Annotated in this window: 14 protein-coding genes; 1 reads left to right on the plus strand and 13 read right to left on the minus strand. The window is 43.9% G+C overall.

Annotated features, from left to right (window positions below):
- Positions 1–76: 76 nt before the first annotated feature.
- Positions 77–505, plus strand: a complete 429-nt coding sequence (locus WJM94_RS11970) for a MarR family winged helix-turn-helix transcriptional regulator (RefSeq protein ID WP_444494440.1) — start codon at positions 77–79, stop codon at positions 503–505.
- A 69-nt stretch (positions 506–574) separates the two neighbouring features.
- Here WJM94_RS11970 and WJM94_RS11975 read toward each other — a convergent pair whose 3' ends face one another.
- The 13 genes from WJM94_RS11975 to WJM94_RS12035 all read right to left on the minus strand — a co-directional run bounded on the left by WJM94_RS11975 (position 575) and on the right by WJM94_RS12035 (position 14,603).
- Entirely contained in the window at positions 575–1,135 is a 561-nt protein-coding gene (locus WJM94_RS11975) for a DUF1439 domain-containing protein (RefSeq protein ID WP_444494441.1), read from the minus strand.
- Positions 1,136–1,310: 175 nt separating this feature from the next.
- Positions 1,311–1,985 carry a response regulator gene (locus tag WJM94_RS11980; protein WP_444494442.1) on the minus strand — a complete coding sequence of 225 codons (675 nt, stop codon included), beginning with the start codon at positions 1,983–1,985 and terminating at the stop codon, positions 1,311–1,313.
- 45 nt (positions 1,986–2,030) lie between these two features.
- Positions 2,031–3,395: an ATP-binding protein gene (locus WJM94_RS11985; RefSeq protein WP_444494443.1), complete on the minus strand. Its 1,365-nt coding sequence runs from the start codon at positions 3,393–3,395 to the stop codon at positions 2,031–2,033.
- A gap of 241 nt (positions 3,396–3,636) precedes the next feature.
- A complete protein-coding gene (locus WJM94_RS11990) occupies positions 3,637–3,900 on the minus strand; it encodes a hypothetical protein (protein ID WP_444494444.1) in 264 nt (87 codons plus the stop codon).
- A 277-nt stretch (positions 3,901–4,177) separates the two neighbouring features.
- Positions 4,178–5,932, minus strand: a complete 1,755-nt coding sequence (locus WJM94_RS11995; protein ID WP_444494445.1) for a DUF3466 family protein — start codon at positions 5,930–5,932, stop codon at positions 4,178–4,180.
- 358 nt (positions 5,933–6,290) lie between these two features.
- On the minus strand, positions 6,291–7,676 hold the full coding sequence (locus tag WJM94_RS12000; protein WP_444494446.1) for an ABC transporter ATP-binding protein: 1,386 nt from the start codon (positions 7,674–7,676) through the stop codon (positions 6,291–6,293).
- A complete protein-coding gene (locus WJM94_RS12005; RefSeq protein WP_444494447.1) occupies positions 7,651–8,460 on the minus strand; it encodes an ABC transporter permease in 810 nt (269 codons plus the stop codon). The genes WJM94_RS12000 and WJM94_RS12005 overlap by 26 nt, the downstream gene beginning before the upstream one ends.
- Positions 8,457–9,392 carry an ABC transporter permease gene (locus WJM94_RS12010; protein WP_444494524.1) on the minus strand — a complete coding sequence of 312 codons (936 nt, stop codon included), beginning with the start codon at positions 9,390–9,392 and terminating at the stop codon, positions 8,457–8,459. The genes WJM94_RS12005 and WJM94_RS12010 overlap by 4 nt, the downstream gene beginning before the upstream one ends.
- A gap of 2 nt (positions 9,393–9,394) precedes the next feature.
- Positions 9,395–10,987, minus strand: a complete 1,593-nt coding sequence (locus tag WJM94_RS12015) for an ABC transporter substrate-binding protein (protein WP_444494448.1) — start codon at positions 10,985–10,987, stop codon at positions 9,395–9,397.
- 784 nt (positions 10,988–11,771) lie between these two features.
- Positions 11,772–12,500: an amino acid ABC transporter ATP-binding protein gene (locus tag WJM94_RS12020; protein WP_444494449.1), complete on the minus strand. Its 729-nt coding sequence runs from the start codon at positions 12,498–12,500 to the stop codon at positions 11,772–11,774.
- Positions 12,487–13,137, minus strand: a complete 651-nt coding sequence (locus tag WJM94_RS12025) for an amino acid ABC transporter permease (RefSeq protein ID WP_444494450.1) — start codon at positions 13,135–13,137, stop codon at positions 12,487–12,489. Before WJM94_RS12025 ends, WJM94_RS12020 begins: the two co-directional genes overlap by 14 nt.
- Positions 13,138–13,149: 12 nt before the next feature.
- Positions 13,150–13,818 (minus strand): amino acid ABC transporter permease, encoded by a 669-nt coding sequence (locus tag WJM94_RS12030; protein ID WP_444494451.1) that lies wholly within the window; start codon positions 13,816–13,818, stop codon positions 13,150–13,152.
- A gap of 11 nt (positions 13,819–13,829) precedes the next feature.
- Positions 13,830–14,603 (minus strand): transporter substrate-binding domain-containing protein, encoded by a 774-nt coding sequence (locus tag WJM94_RS12035; RefSeq protein ID WP_444494525.1) that lies wholly within the window; start codon positions 14,601–14,603, stop codon positions 13,830–13,832.
- Positions 14,604–14,944: the final 341 nt, after the last annotated feature.

The following is a 14,944-nucleotide window of genomic DNA, read 5'->3' on the forward strand; positions in this document are numbered from 1 at the left end:
ATATTTTGCGCACAATGTTTTTTAAATGGCATAAAATTTGTTAACATTGTCGTCTTGTTTAAAATTGGATTCACTAATGGCCGAGAAATTATCAGATAACGTGTGTTTTGCTTTGTACACCGCGACCAATTCGCTGGTGCGTGCGTTTCGACCACTGCTTGACGAATACGATCTAACCTACCCACAGTACATTGTGATGCACTCGCTTTGGTGCAAAAGCGACGTTAGTCTGAAAGAACTTTCTCAAGATACCCATTTAGATTCAGGTACGCTGACGCCTATTGTTAAGCGATTGGAATCAAAAAACTTACTAACTCGGAAAGTCTCCGATTTGGATGAGCGTAAGAAAGTCATCTCTCTGACACCAAAAGGCAGTCAGTTACAGGAAGATGCTCAAGAGTTGACCGCAAAGCTTGAGTCACGCTCGAGCATGTCGGCAGAGAGCATTGAAGCGTTACGAGTATTGTGTCTCGAATTAGACGATAATTTACGCCGAAGCGAATAGAAGTTGTTGCTATAGCATCCGCTGTGACTGAGCAGCTAAGTCAGCAGCGGATCACGAATGAGAGGTCAGTTAGTTGAAGAGCTCAATCACTAATTTGTTGTTTTTGATAACTAAGTTTGGATTCGTCGACTTCAGCAGAATTGACTGAACTTTATCACTTTCGAGCTTATAAACAGGCTGATTTGATAGAGCGTAACCGATCATCGAAACAGCAGGTTTAATTAAGTTGGTGATTTCCGGTGTCAGCAAATTACTTTTATCTTCAAACTTTTCCAAACGTAGCGACTGCAGAAACACTTCACCGGTCTTTTGGTCATACCTAGGAATAGCGCTAAATTCCAGATCGAGATCCAACCCTAGAGTGCGTTGAGTAAAAAACTGTACATTCGCCGTTGTATTAGCAAACACCGATATACGGTCATCATCAACACGGCCGATTTTCACTTCAAGGTCATCAACGGAAACTTGTGCATACATGACGTTTTCAACCCCAACGGATTGGTTAATGGTCGCTTTATCTTGGAGATATTGATTCATATCTCGCTCAGTGATGCTGTAGCTAGCGCAGCCGTTGATCAGCAACGCTGCGGCAGAAATGGCCAAGGTTTTTGCTTTAATTTTTGTCTTCAATTGTTAGCTCTTACTTATTCATTACATACATAAACGATTCTATACGCATGAGTCAGATAGCAATAGTCGAATCCCGCTAAAGCAATATGATTTCACCAAATACTGACGATGGCATAACTCCCGAGAATTACGAACCAACGTCATGAGCATCGTCTTAGCAACGATTGAGTTTGGCTTATTCCATCTCGAAACGATAACCCACGCCATACACGGCCTTTATCCAGTCATATTCCGCGTTAGCGGCAAAGATCTTTTTGCGTAGATTTTTTATATGAGTGTCTATGGTTCTATCCGTAACGACTCTTTCGTCACTGTAGATCTTATTCATCAACTGCTCACGACTGAATACTTGCCCCTCGTGTTTATGAAAATGAGTCAGCAACTTAAACTCCACTGATGTAAGCGTGACCAACTCACCATCTACCCATACTTTCATCTGGCTTTGATCGATCAGAACCGGAGCGCTCTCATTTTCGGTCACTGGTTTATTGGTCGAGTTGTATCTGCGTAGAATGTTTCGCACACGCACAACCAATTCTCGTGGGCTGTATGGCTTACAAACGTAATCATCAGCTCCCAGTTCCAGACCTAATAATCGGTCGATTTCTTCAACCTTCGCAGTCGCCATAATGGTAGGAATATCACTGAAGGTTCTGAGTTCCCGATAGAGACTTAATCCGCTACGGTTTGGTAGCATCAAATCCAGCAAAATCAGTTCTGGGTTATTATTCTTAACCCAATCAATCACATCATTACCATCGCCGATAATATGGGTTTTAAAACCATTGTGGATCAAATAATCCGAAACAACGTTTGCCAGTGACGGCTCATCTTCGACAATTAATATCATGGCTTTTTTTACTTATCCTAATTACTTGTAACTGAAGCTTGTGCCCTATTCGATGGGTAAACGAACAGAAACTTTCAAACCACCCAACTCAGAATGCTCCAGTTTCAGCTCACCCTTATGAGCTTGGATGATGTTATTACAAATTGACAGTCCCAGTCCCGAACCACCAAAAGCTCGACTCCGGGACTGATCGACCCGGTATAATCGGTCGCAAAGCTTTGGTAGCGCATCATTCGGCACGCCTGGTGAGCTATCTTCTATGGAGAGTAGCACTGAGTTTTGCTCCTGCCCTAAATAGACGTTAACTTTTCCACCTTCGTCTGTGTATCGGAAGCTGTTCTCCAATAAGTTATTCAGTACCTGACTCAGTTTCTGCCTGTCCACATACACAGTCGCATTCGGGTCGATATCAAAATCAACATTCAAGTTCAGCGATTTTTTTTCAAAGCGGTTTAAATGACTGACCAGAACATTTTCAACCCCATTCCGTACATTCACGATCTCTTTTTTCAGGTGCAACTTGATGTCTGCTTTTGCAGAAGCGCGTAAATCCTCCACCAACTGAGCAAGCGTTAACACTTGTTGATGTAAGGATTGAATATAAGCTGGCTCAGGACGCCGAATACCATCTTGAAGCGCTTCGAGCTCCCCTCTAAGCACGGCTAATGGTGTGCGTAACTCATGCGAAATATCCGACAGCCACCGTTCGCGCATCTCCTCCTGATATTTCAAGGATTCAACCAAATGGTTAAAGGCCTGGGTCACATCGGCGATTTCATCATTACTGTCATACTCAATCTGATAATCGAGGTTTCCATCACGTACCGCATTCGCACCTTGGTGAAGTGCTCGTAACGGCGTCAACAAGTAACGCACAAAGACAAGAGCAAAGAGCAAACTCACACAAATTGCCGCAACACTGATGATCAACAGGTTCTTTGTTTGCGATTTTAAGAACTGATCGGCTAAATGATTGTTAAATGAATCGCTCTGCAAAATAGAAAGATAGCCGATCACGTCACCTTCAAAAAGAATCTCCACTTTATGCAAATGCATCCCTTCTTTCACGTCGAGGTTTTCTGCGTGGCCGAACAATACATTTCCGTTCACATCTAATAGGTTCAACCTTCCACTTAGCGGCATCATAATCGGCTCTTTAAGTGGTTTTCCTCGCCACGAGGGTTTTCTTTCATTTGGCGGAAGCATGTCGTCTCTGGGAGGTGGCATTTCTCCAGACAGCATCAGAAAATCTTCCCACCAGTGTGGAGAGTATTCATATCGCGACCAGTCTTTTGACTGGGAATAATATTGACTTGCTCTTTCAGACAATAAACGCACTTTGGCGATTTCTTCTTGATTCAAATACTGTTGGAAGCCATCTTTAAAGCTCGCATTAATTTGTAGCGCCATGATCACGATAACAAGAGCACTACTAAGTAATAACGCAGAAAACAGCTTTTGAAACAGAGAAATACGCACGGAAAACCTATAGGATACTTCTAACAAATGGGAGAATTACAGCGCTTAGCGTTCTTTCACCAGGACTGAATTAAAGTGATGCTGCTTTAATTTTTCTGTATAAGCAAGCGCCTTTAACCTCACAGACTGAATTCCCCCATTGCTGTCATTCGATAAAATGGACTATTTGTGTTTATCGAGGCTCAGGTGGTTGTGGTAATTCATCTTCAGTTAGTGAACCACTACCATCGACATCAAGTTTATCGAAGTCTTGAAGGAAAGGGCCTTTCAACTCGCCTTTAGTCAACACACCATCGCCGTTTGTATCAATATCACTAAATGAAGGTGGCTCTGGTCGATCGCCATTAGGTGGTGGAGCAGGTCGATCATCTGCGAATACGGACATAGAACCGAATGCCAACATTAATGTGGTTGCGACTAATACAATTTTTTTCATCTCTTTTCTCCATAAAAACAGTCGCGCGATTTATACGCACAACGGCCCTCTTTAAACGACCCTCAATGTAACGAAACAATGTGAGCAGATTATGGAGAAAGGTAGGATTGGTAGGCTTTAGCAAAAGTCAGCACGGCTAAACGAATCTGTAAGAATGTGCAAATAGATTGGAAAAATGAAAAAGAGCGAACTCATGTTATGAGTTCGCTTTAAATGGCTAAAGTGCATAGTTTAAACAAACTAATTATTTAGCCGGGGCAACAAGACGGTTCTATGTTTACTGGTCTTTATTTCTTCGAACCTGTCTTCTTGAGAAGACACGAAGTCCGAACAGAACATTTAAAGTAAACAATAAGAAATAGTTTAAGCTTGCACCGGAACGGCTTGTTGTCGTCTCGTCAGTTTCCTCACTTCGTTCCTCGATATCGTCAGATGTAGCGCCAACGATAGGTACTAGCTTAACGGCGACAACCTGTTCGTCCTCTTCTTCATTACCACATGTCGCAAAGTGGCTGGTGTCGTCATAGCCGGATTCACATTTCAACGCAGTAGCGGAAATGACACCTGCATCATTGATTCCCGATGCATCAATGATTCGATACTGGTTATTATCTTCAGAATAATCGCCACCATTGGTCAAATCATCCAACCACCAAGCCTGATCACTGAACCTTGAACGGCGTGTGTCGCTTGTACCAGTGCCGTTATATGGATAAATAAATCCGCGTTTTCTCCTTGGTTTACCACTACTTTCGTTGGTATTTTCAGCATCTACTTGCCCAACAATCTCATTAAAGTTATTTATTGAACGAGCTTTACCACCAACACCATCGAAGAAGATACCACCACTTAAGTAGCTCGCCGATAGGGAATTCTCTGATATATCATCGATAACATACATTCTGTTAGATGCCGCATTTTCGTATGGGTAACTACCCGAACGTTTTGCTTCACCAATCGCAACAAGGTTGCTGTTTACGCCAGTTAAGAGTGTATTGCTGTAAATGTAATCGTCATCACTTTCTACACCTGCTCCAGAAACTTTCTTTGTTTCCCAGTTATCTGCGTCAAAAACATCACTCTCCAGGTCAACAGAAAAGACCGTCGCTTCCATAAAGTAGTAGTAGGAGTCATGGAGATATGTGTTATAGCCAACGCTGTAAAGCTTATTGTCGACGATAACAAAATCTCTCAGGCTTCCTTGAGCCGTTCTGTTTTTGTAGACAGCGGTATCAGAAACCGAACTTCCCCAGTTCAGTTCTACTAATGAACCCAGAGACGAGCTCCATAATGCGGCTTTAGAAGAATAGAAATCACCATAATCATTTGATGCACTTGTCGATACGCTGCCTATTGTGTAATCACCATCGGTTTTCCAGGCTCTCGATTGTAGGTAGGAATCCGTTATCGGGTTAGTGTCATCAAGTGCTTGGGTATAATTTCTAAGATAACTTGTCACATCCCCTAACCCATGCAGGATACCTACAGGTTGAGAGTCGGCCGTTAGCGAGTTAATCACAATGTTATAGCTTTCGTCATACACGGTGCCGATATCGGATTCACCAAGAAACGCTATCGAGTTCGGAACAGTGCTGCCGCTTAGTTCATCACTCCATTGTTCCCAGTGCAGGGCTGCCCAAGATTCACAGGTTCCATACAATAATTGTGCGTCACAGTAATCTTCAAAATCATCTTGATCTTGAACGTACATAAAACGGTTATCGATGCCAAATGGCGTTTCCTCACGGTAACTCAAGCCGTCGACAGCCTTTCCCTCACTCGGTTCACTTATTCGGGTTTCGCCGGCAAGCGTATAGCCTGAACAAGAGATTCCATCCCCTTCGACATAGGATGACTCAAAACAGTTATCGCTTTCGCTTGTTACTGTAGATGGCTGGATAGCAACACCGTAAGCACTGCCGTAGCTATAACTTGTATCAGGTGTGACCTCAATGACTTGGTACAATGCCGCTGAGGATTGAGCAGACGTTAAGAGCAAAGAAGTAAAACAAGAGATTTTTAACGCTTTCATATTTAATCTAACTTACCAATTTTCGATCAAATTTAATTAGCATGCTCGTTTGAAACACCCTTAATTAAACTTAAACATCATCACATTGACCTCCGTGATGACGTCTTGTTTGTTACGTATTACAAACCAACATAACCAGCCAATGTGAGGGAAATAAGGAGTAAAAAAGGATAAGTAAGCAGATTGAAAGTGACATTTAATGACAAATCTAGGAGTGGAGAGACGTTCTCTTCACTCAAGAGGACATTGAAGCGAATACCGTTCGTAAAATTGAGTTAAATTAATCGAAGAAATTCAACTCACAAAAAACGCCTTTGACTATGCAGCCAAAGGCGTTTTTGTTTCTATATACCAATGCTTAACTTAAGCGCATGACGGTATCACAACGTTTTTCAATCAGATTTGGGTCATGACTTACAAGCAGTAACGCACATCCTTGCTCTTTTGCTAAATCCACCAATAAGTCGGTTACCTCTTTAGCGATGATCGGATCGAGTCTTGAGGTTGGCTCATCCGCAAACAGGAACACAGGATCCAATAGCAAAGCTCTTAGTATGGCAAATCTCTGGAGTTCGCCTCCCGAAACGCTGGTACTTTTTCTTTCCAGTAGTTCAGGCGAAAGTTTCAGTTTCTCCATCAATGGAAGAATTCGTTTTCTATCCAACTTATGAAGCTTAACCAAATCCTCCAATAACACTCCGAGTGTCACACTAGAGGTGAACGCCGCAGGCGGGTCCTGAAATAACTTAAGCCATTGATAAGGTTTAGTGTTAGGTGAATGCTTCGTCACTGTACCTTCCAAGGCAGGCAATAAGCCAAGCAAGGTATCACCTAGCGTGCTTTTACCGCATCCACTATCACCGACAACACCAATGACCTCTCCTTCATGGAAGGTAATGTTGATGCCTTGAGAAAGCACGTTATTACCTCGCCCAACCGAAAGGTTCTCTACCGTCATTACCGGTTTAATCGAGTGTAAGTTCTTCTCGCGCTCATCCCAATGTTGCGGATCTGCGCCAATTAACGATCGCGTGTATTCATGCTTAGGAAGGTTAAGCACTTGTTCAGCCGGCCCTTGCTCAACAACAACCCCCTCCTTCATTACGATAATGTCACCACCTATTTGGCGCGCTACTTCAATATCGTGAGTGATGGTCATTAAACCGCCACCTTGAGCACTTTCCATCAGCAGACCAACGATGTCATCCCGGCGGCTTACGTCCAAACCTTTTGTTGGCTCATCTGCCAAAATGAGCTTAGCTCCTGCTGATGTCGCCGCAGCAACAGCCAAGCGCTGAGCCATACCTCCTGAAAGCTGTCCGGGACGTTTATGCGCACTGCTTTTAAGCCCAATCTTATCCAAGTCGTCGATTGCGCGGTTAAAAGCGCGCTCCTCGTCTAAGCCATGAACACATTCGTAAACCTCAGCCACTTGTTTGTATGCTGGCATTAATGGGTCTAGCGCTCGCCACGGCTCTTGCGGGAGCATGATGATCTCTTTGCCCCACAAGTTAACCAGTGAGCGCCTGTCACGAGTTTTACCAAACACCTCCACGGTTCCGTATTGTGTAAGTTCTTTTGGTAGCAAACCTATCACTGCCTGCGCTAATAAGCTTTTACCAGAACCCGTCTGTCCAAGAATAGTCACAGGCTTATCCTGATAAAGCTCAAGCGATAGAGGCTGCAGAAGCTCGACTTCTTTTGCTTTGATCGACAAATCAGTCAGTTGAATTAAGAGATTCACGGCTCGCTCCTGCTAATAAATGAAAGCCCAATACCAACAACGCTATTACCAATAATGGCTGAGCTAAGACCCAAGGCGCATCAACATAGAACGGGAACAGTTCGACACTCATCAGGCCAAGCTCTGCAAGTGGTGGCTGTATACCCACGGAAACAAATCCAAGAGAGGCCATCATCAAAATGGCATTTGCACCGCCAAACGCCGCCATAGTAAAGACCGAAGACGAAATTGCGGGCCAGATATGGCGTTTGAACTGATACCATTTGCCGAACCCCATCATCACGGATACTTGTCTCTCTGGACTATTGATGACCGTACGCGTGATGGCGCGGGTAACTCGGTAGTATTCAACCCACTGAACCAATGAAATCGCCAGATACATCACCAAGAACGAGCCCGGCGCAATTGCTGATAACAAGAGAACCAAGACTAAACCCGGCAACGCTAACAGAATGTTGACGACAACATTGAGTCCCTGCTCAACTCGCTCTCCAGCCCAAGCAGCGCAAACACCCAACATAACGCCCAACGTCGAAGAACTGATCACACACAACACACTCAAGGTGAAGGACAAGCCGATGGCACTCGCAAGGCGTGTCATCATATCTCGGCCAAAGTGATCGGTACCAAACCAATGTTCGCCACTTGGTGGCAATAATCGAATAGATAGATGTTGTTCATCAATCGGGTAAGGTGACAACCACCCTACAAATAGTGAAAAGCTAAACAGCCCTAGTAAGAGTACTAATCCTATCTTTTGATTTAATGTAAATTGTTTCATCATTTCTCTTGCTGACCTCTTGGATCGATCCAGTAGCACAGCACATCAATAATGCTATTGAGGACTACAAACAGAATGCCCATCGTTAGCGCGCAACCTTGAATAACGGGAATGTCACGGGCAAAAATAGCGTGTGCGAGACCATGACCAACACCCGGCCATGAGAACAGAGACTCAATCATCACGATTCCCTCAATCACACTGACTAACTGAATTCCGACAAATGCCACAATGGGTACTGCCATATTCCTTATGCCATGACGGAAGAAAGTCTGTCTTTCGCTTAAACCTTTAACTCGCGAAAAGGTATAGAACGGTGATCGCAAAACGTTTCTGACGCTGCTATGAACAACACGGTTCGACACTGCAGCTAAGCTGATAGCTAACGTAAGACTTGGCAAAACCAAATGCTGCCAGGTGCCGAACCCCGCAACGGGTAGCCAGTTCCAGCTCATTGCGAAAATGAGGATCATCAATAATCCAAGTACAAACACAGGCATTGCGCGCGTAAACGTCGAAAAACATACTACGAGAGAGTTAACCAACCCTCCCTTCTTCGCTGACCAGGCACCAAGGGGAAGTGCTATCAAAACCGATAGCGCAATACCAAACCCAGCAAGAAGCAAAGAGTGGCCCAGCTGATGCACAACCGCTTCACTCACTGGTAAACCACTCACAAGCGAATTACCTAAATTGAGTTGCAACAGATCAACTATCCAGCTTACATAGCTACTGAACCACCCTTGTTCCAAATTGAGTTCCTGCCGTACTAGTTCAGCCGCTGCGGAATCTACGTTATCCTGACCATAACGACTCGCCGCAATTCGATATGCCATATCTCCGGGCAAGCTGCGCATAAGAACAAACGTGAGTGTACCTACACCCCAGGCCACCAAAATAAGTTGGTAGAAGCGCTTTTTTAGAAGACTCCACAGCATCAGTTGATTTCCATCTGATTGATGAAATAGTTACGCTCAAACGGATCAAACTTGAAGTTTTTAATGCGTTTATTCACTGACGTATGTTGGCTGTAACTCGCTATCGCAATGACCGGAGTGTCCTGATAAATCTCTTTCGCGACTTGTTGGCTAAGTTCAAAAGCACGTTCTTTATCCTGACTATGCAGTAGCTCTGCTATCGCACCATCAACAATAGCGTTATTCCAGTTCATCGTACCCCAGTCACCTCCACCGTTAGCGAAGTCAGTACTGATGATAGGCAGAGGATCCGCGCTAATACCAAAATTGCGAGCAATCAACGCCATTTCCAGTGAGCCGTCTTGGTGGCCTGCAGGGATCATACTTGAATTTGTTACATCAACTTTGAGTTCAACTCCCAACCTCGCCCATTGTGCCTGAATAGCCGTAGCAACCGTTGTGAGTTCTGGTCGATCCGCGTACGTAGTCATCGTAAGCTTGAATGGCACGCCTTCACGCTCAAGTACACCAGTTGCACTGCGTATCCAACCCAAATCAGCTAATAATGCATTCGCCTGTTCTAGATTAAACTCATCCGTTTTCGCACCTTCAATGAACCAATGCGACATCGAGCTTGGCATAATCTGATAGGTTTCTGAGCCTGGTACACCCAAAACGTTTTTCGCAATCGACGCACGGTTCAGTGCCATGCTCAAAGCCTTTCTAGCTCTCACATCATTCAGAAACGAGTGCCCTGCATTCACTTTTATAAACATGGTTCGTGGGATCAGGTTACTGTGAACTTGAACTTCATCGCTGTCGTTTAGTTGCGGCAGCATAGATGGGTCAAGCGTGAACACGATATCCGCTTCACCCGATTTAGCTTGCAGAATTCGGCTCTCTGCTCGGTGACCGGTCAAGTAAGTGGCGAAGTTTATCTTGCCGTCTTCACCCCAGTACCCGTTAAACTTCTTAACGGTCAATTTGTGTGGAGGTGTAAAGCTCTCCATTTGATAAGGACCCGTTCCATAAAGCGTCCCTATTGCACCATCGGATCTAAAAGATGCCGGAGCCAATATGGCGTTGGAATAGTTGGTTAACAGAGATGCAAAAGCCGCGTATGGTTTGTTCAGTTCGATTTTTATCTCACGACCATTAACTGCAGAGATGCTTCGCACATCTGCTTTAGTAAGTGTGCCGTGTTTGCGTTGTGCAAAAGACAGACTACGTACGACCGCTTCAGCATCTAATTTGGAGCCATCATGAAACGTTACGTTGTCGCGAAGTGTAAAGTGCCATAAAAGGCCATCTTCACTGCTTTGCCATTTGGTCGCTAACCCAGAGGTGATTACTCCCTTATCACTAACATTGAGTAGTGTCTCTATAACCTGCATTCGCATCAGCATATAACCTTGCTTAGACGGATCTAAGCTGGAGATCTCCCAAGGCCCACTGATAGACAAGGTATTATTTTTACTTGGCGATGTATCTGCTGACGATGAATCATTGCTGGTTAATGCAATAGCAGCACCTGCTGCAAGTAAGGTAGCCAGAATCAAACCACGTACGAGCTTCTTCTTTTTAGCGATAGAAGCATAAGAAATTTCGGTCATAACAATCCCTAACGTATTTTTTAAACGTTATTTCCCAAATAACGGGGTGCATCGAGCCAATATCTCGCTTTGAACGGCTTAAGTTCCTGCCCATATTGCTTTAAATCCGTTTTACAAGCACAAGCCGACGCAACCTCACTAAACCAAAGATTTAGAGGCTATTTGGGTAAAAAATGAAAAATGATGGGTTCTCCTAACGGAGAGGGAGTTAGACGATTTGAGGTGGAGAGCGAGTTCGTGGAAGCTCTGAAGAAACCAGTGTCGTGAACTTAATATCAAATATCTGATAGCACTGTGCTTTATCAGAGTGTACTACGATCGTAGGTTGCGAGCTTAAAGCGTGGCAAATCGCTTCATAAATTTCACAGGTGTGATGTTCGTGAACGTTTTGATCCATCTCCATTGAGTGCACAAGCGAAATCGCACTCAACCCTAGAGGGATCAAGAGCATCGCAAGGAGCAGCAATTTCTTTAGCTTAAGATGATGGAAGTAAGACACGATATAGATAATTGAACAAACTAGAACGTTATAATATAACAATTTGATTCAAATCAAAGCGCTTTGTTTGTGATCACCGTTCATTCGTTTATTTATTGAGCGAATGATTTATGGTCTTTTTAGGTTAATAGTTAAAACTCAAATCCAACTAAACCCTGCGCGTACCAAGCGACAGCTACGATTGAGACCAGAATGTTGGTGATCGTAAACGACCACCAAATGCTGTTCTCAGCTAAGGAGGTATGTTTCTATGTTGCTCTTATTTTGGTGGGCGGGGCACAAACATTACTTCACTGCAGATAAAAAGCTGCGTAATTCTTCGGTCTGAGGGTTATCGAAAACTTCTTCACTAGGTCCGCTTTCCCAAACTTTGCCCTGATTCATAAAGATGACTCTGTCACCCACTTCTCGTGCAAAGTTCATTTCGTGAGTAACCAGAATTAGCGTCATCCCTTCTCTTTTTAATTGCTCTAGCACTTTTAACACTTCACCTACCAGCTCCGGGTCGAGTGCAGAGGTTATTTCGTCACACAACAGTACCTTAGGATTCATAGCAAGTGAACGTGCTATCGCAACGCGCTGTTGTTGTCCTCCGGATAAATTAGCAGGATAGGCATCGAATTTATCCGATAAGCCTACTTTCTCAAGCAGTTCTCTCGCCTGGGCTTCACAAGCTTTCGCATCCTTTTTGAGTACCAGTTTTGGTGCCAGCATTACGTTTTCACCCACTGTCATATGAGGAAAAAGGTTAAAACTCTGGAACACCATACCGACGCTTCGACTCAGCAGGCGCAATTTATAGTCGTCATCTTCCACTGCCTGGCGGTCTACAATGATGGCTCCTTCCTGATACGTTTCCAAGCCATTCATACAACGCAACAATGTACTTTTTCCAGAACCACTTCGGCCAATGATAGAGACAACTTCACCTGCCTCAACTTTAATGTCCACACCTTTTAGAACATGGTTCTCACCATAGTATTTGTGTACTTGATCAACACTAACGAGAGACATAGGTTTTTTTCTCCAAATGACGAGCGAATAATGACAGAGGGAAACAAATAACAAAGTAAAGTAAGGCAACCATCGCGAATACTTTAAAGGGTTGGAATGTCGCATTGTTAAGCATGGTTCCAGCTTTGGTTAACTCGACAAACCCGATTATCGAAGCGAGAGCGGTACCTTTTACAATTTGAACCGAGAAACCAATCGTTGGGGCAATCGCAATACGATAAGCTTGAGGAATAATGACATTGCGCATGGTCTGAATGTAATTGAGTCCTAGTGTTCTACATGCTTCCCATTGCCCCTTTGGTAGCGCCTCAATACAACCACGCCAAATATCGTGGAAATAGGCACTGCTATATAAGGTTAATGCCAAGGCTGCAGCTGACCAGGCATTCACCTCAATCCCCAGTAGAGATAAGCCAAAAAATGCCATGAACAGTTGCATCAAAAGCGGTGTCCCTTGAAACAGTTCAACGTACAGTTGGATGCCTTTGCCAAGGTGAATATTTTTCATACTTCTGAGTAGCGTAAGGCCTAACCCCACCAGACCTCCACCAACAAAAGCAATCATCGAGAGCAAAACCGTCCAACGCGCAGCAAGCAATAAATTGCGCAGAATATCCCAGTCTGTAAATTGCATCATAATCGTGTACTCCTACAGTGCTGGGTTTTTAAATACGCGGGATTTAATTAATGCAAACAACTGGCGCATCAAGACCGCAAGAACAAGATAAATGAGCGCAGTGACAGCATAAGATTCAAAGCTTAAAAAGGTTCTGGACTGCACAAAGTTAGCCGCGAACGTGAGTTCCTCTACAGAAATTTGGGAAACGACCGCCGAGCCGAGCATGACAATAATGCACTGACTGACTAACGCTGGGTAAACCTTCTGATAAGCCGGAGGCAGTACAATACGTGTAAAGATTTGTCGTCTGGTTAAGCCTAGCGTTTTACCAGCCTCCCACTGACCTTTAGGTGTCGCATCAATGCCCGCACGTATTATTTCCGCACTATAAGCACCAAGGTTGAAAACCATAGCGATACAGCCCGCCTCCCATGCACTTAGCTTTACTCCTAGTGCTGGCAATCCAAAGAAAATAAAAAACAACTGGACAATAAATGGCGTATTACGTGTTACCTCTATGTAGGTTGCACATAACCAACGTAACCATGCTTGCTTACTCGTGCGCCCTGCTGCACAAAACGTTCCCACAGCTAAACCTGTAACCGTTGAAATAACGGTTAGTTCAACGGTTGTCTGCAGACCTGCCACAAATTGTGGCAGGTAGGGAGCCAAGCCAGTAAAGTCTAACTGGTAACTCATTGAAATTATCCTTATGCACCAAGATCTTTAGGGAATGGAGCTTTCAACCATTTTTGTGATAACTCCTCTAACACGCCTTCTTCCTTAGCTTTTGAAATTAGCTTGTTCACTTCTTCGACTAGCTCACTTTCTCCTTTCATTACGCCTACGTAACAAGGAGAATTCTTCAGCATAAACTTGGCTTCCGGTGCCTTAGCTGGGTAACGTGTTGCAATTTCCGCAACCACAAGGTTACCAGTAGCGATTAGGTCAATCTGGCCAGATAGGAAAGAAGATAGTGTGGCATTGTTATCCTCAAAACGTTTTATCGTGGTACTTTCTGGTGCAACCTTGCTTAGTTCAATGTCCTCAACTGAGCCACGAGTAACACCAATGGTTTTGTCAGCTAGATCGGCAGCCTCAGCCACTTTTTCATCTGACGTGCCAAACACACCTAGGAAAAATGGAGCGTATGGTTGACTGAAGTCGATTGCTTTTTCACGTTCTGGGTTTTTACCCATACTAGAAATGACCAGATCCACTTTCTGAGTTTGCAGATAAGGAATACGGTTGGCGCTGGTCACTGGCACTAACTCCACTTTTACATTGAGTTCTTTAGCCAGATATTTCGCCATGTCGATATCATATCCTTGTGGCTGTAGATCAGTACCCACTGAGCCAAAAGGTGGAAAGTCCTGAGGAACGGCAACTTTTAATACGGCTTTTTCCTTGATAGCTTCCAACTGGTTCGCTGTCGCAGTAGAGATATTGGCTACTAACGCTGCCGCAACGGCGACTAAAGACATTAACTTACATACTTTCATGATTATTTCCCTATACAAGCAAGATACGATTGAAACACTTTATTAGTACTTTGCAACGATCGTACCCATTTGATACGAAAATATAATCATCTGTTTTTAAAGGGAATTAATTCAACGCCTGATTTATAAAGCCATAATTTGATAATAATGCACAAAAAACGAAGATCATTTTTGGTGCAAAAACCACCATAATGCAGCAATACAGTCCAACGTTTTTGTTCTTCTACTATCGAGCAATAAGTTCCAGACAGGACTACTGCTTTTCGATTAACTGTGTAGCCAAAGATTGGATAAATTGGTGAAAAGATGAAATTGGTACTGAA

This window comes from Vibrio sp. YIC-376, from assembly GCF_052353105.1.
GTDB lineage: Bacteria > Pseudomonadota > Gammaproteobacteria > Enterobacterales > Vibrionaceae > Vibrio.

Excerpts from the sequence above, each read along its gene's own strand:
- WJM94_RS11970 (WP_444494440.1), top strand. The coding sequence starts at position 77 with ATGGCCGAGAAATTATCAGATAACGTGTGTTTTGCTTTGTACACCGCG.
- WJM94_RS11980 (WP_444494442.1), bottom strand. The coding sequence starts at position 1,985 with ATGATATTAATTGTCGAAGATGAGCCGTCACTGGCAAACGTTGTTTCG.
- WJM94_RS11985 (WP_444494443.1), bottom strand. The coding sequence starts at position 3,395 with ATGGCGCTACAAATTAATGCGAGCTTTAAAGATGGCTTCCAACAGTAT.
- WJM94_RS11990 (WP_444494444.1), bottom strand. The coding sequence starts at position 3,900 with ATGAAAAAAATTGTATTAGTCGCAACCACATTAATGTTGGCATTCGGT.
- WJM94_RS11995 (WP_444494445.1), bottom strand. The coding sequence starts at position 5,932 with ATGAAAGCGTTAAAAATCTCTTGTTTTACTTCTTTGCTCTTAACGTCT.
- WJM94_RS12005 (WP_444494447.1), bottom strand. The coding sequence starts at position 8,460 with ATGATGAAACAATTTACATTAAATCAAAAGATAGGATTAGTACTCTTA.
- WJM94_RS12015 (WP_444494448.1), bottom strand. The coding sequence starts at position 10,987 with ATGACCGAAATTTCTTATGCTTCTATCGCTAAAAAGAAGAAGCTCGTA.
- WJM94_RS12020 (WP_444494449.1), bottom strand. The coding sequence starts at position 12,500 with ATGTCTCTCGTTAGTGTTGATCAAGTACACAAATACTATGGTGAGAAC.
- WJM94_RS12025 (WP_444494450.1), bottom strand. The coding sequence starts at position 13,137 with ATGATGCAATTTACAGACTGGGATATTCTGCGCAATTTATTGCTTGCT.
- WJM94_RS12030 (WP_444494451.1), bottom strand. The coding sequence starts at position 13,818 with ATGAGTTACCAGTTAGACTTTACTGGCTTGGCTCCCTACCTGCCACAA.
- WJM94_RS12035 (WP_444494525.1), bottom strand. The coding sequence starts at position 14,603 with ATGTCTTTAGTCGCCGTTGCGGCAGCGTTAGTAGCCAATATCTCTACT.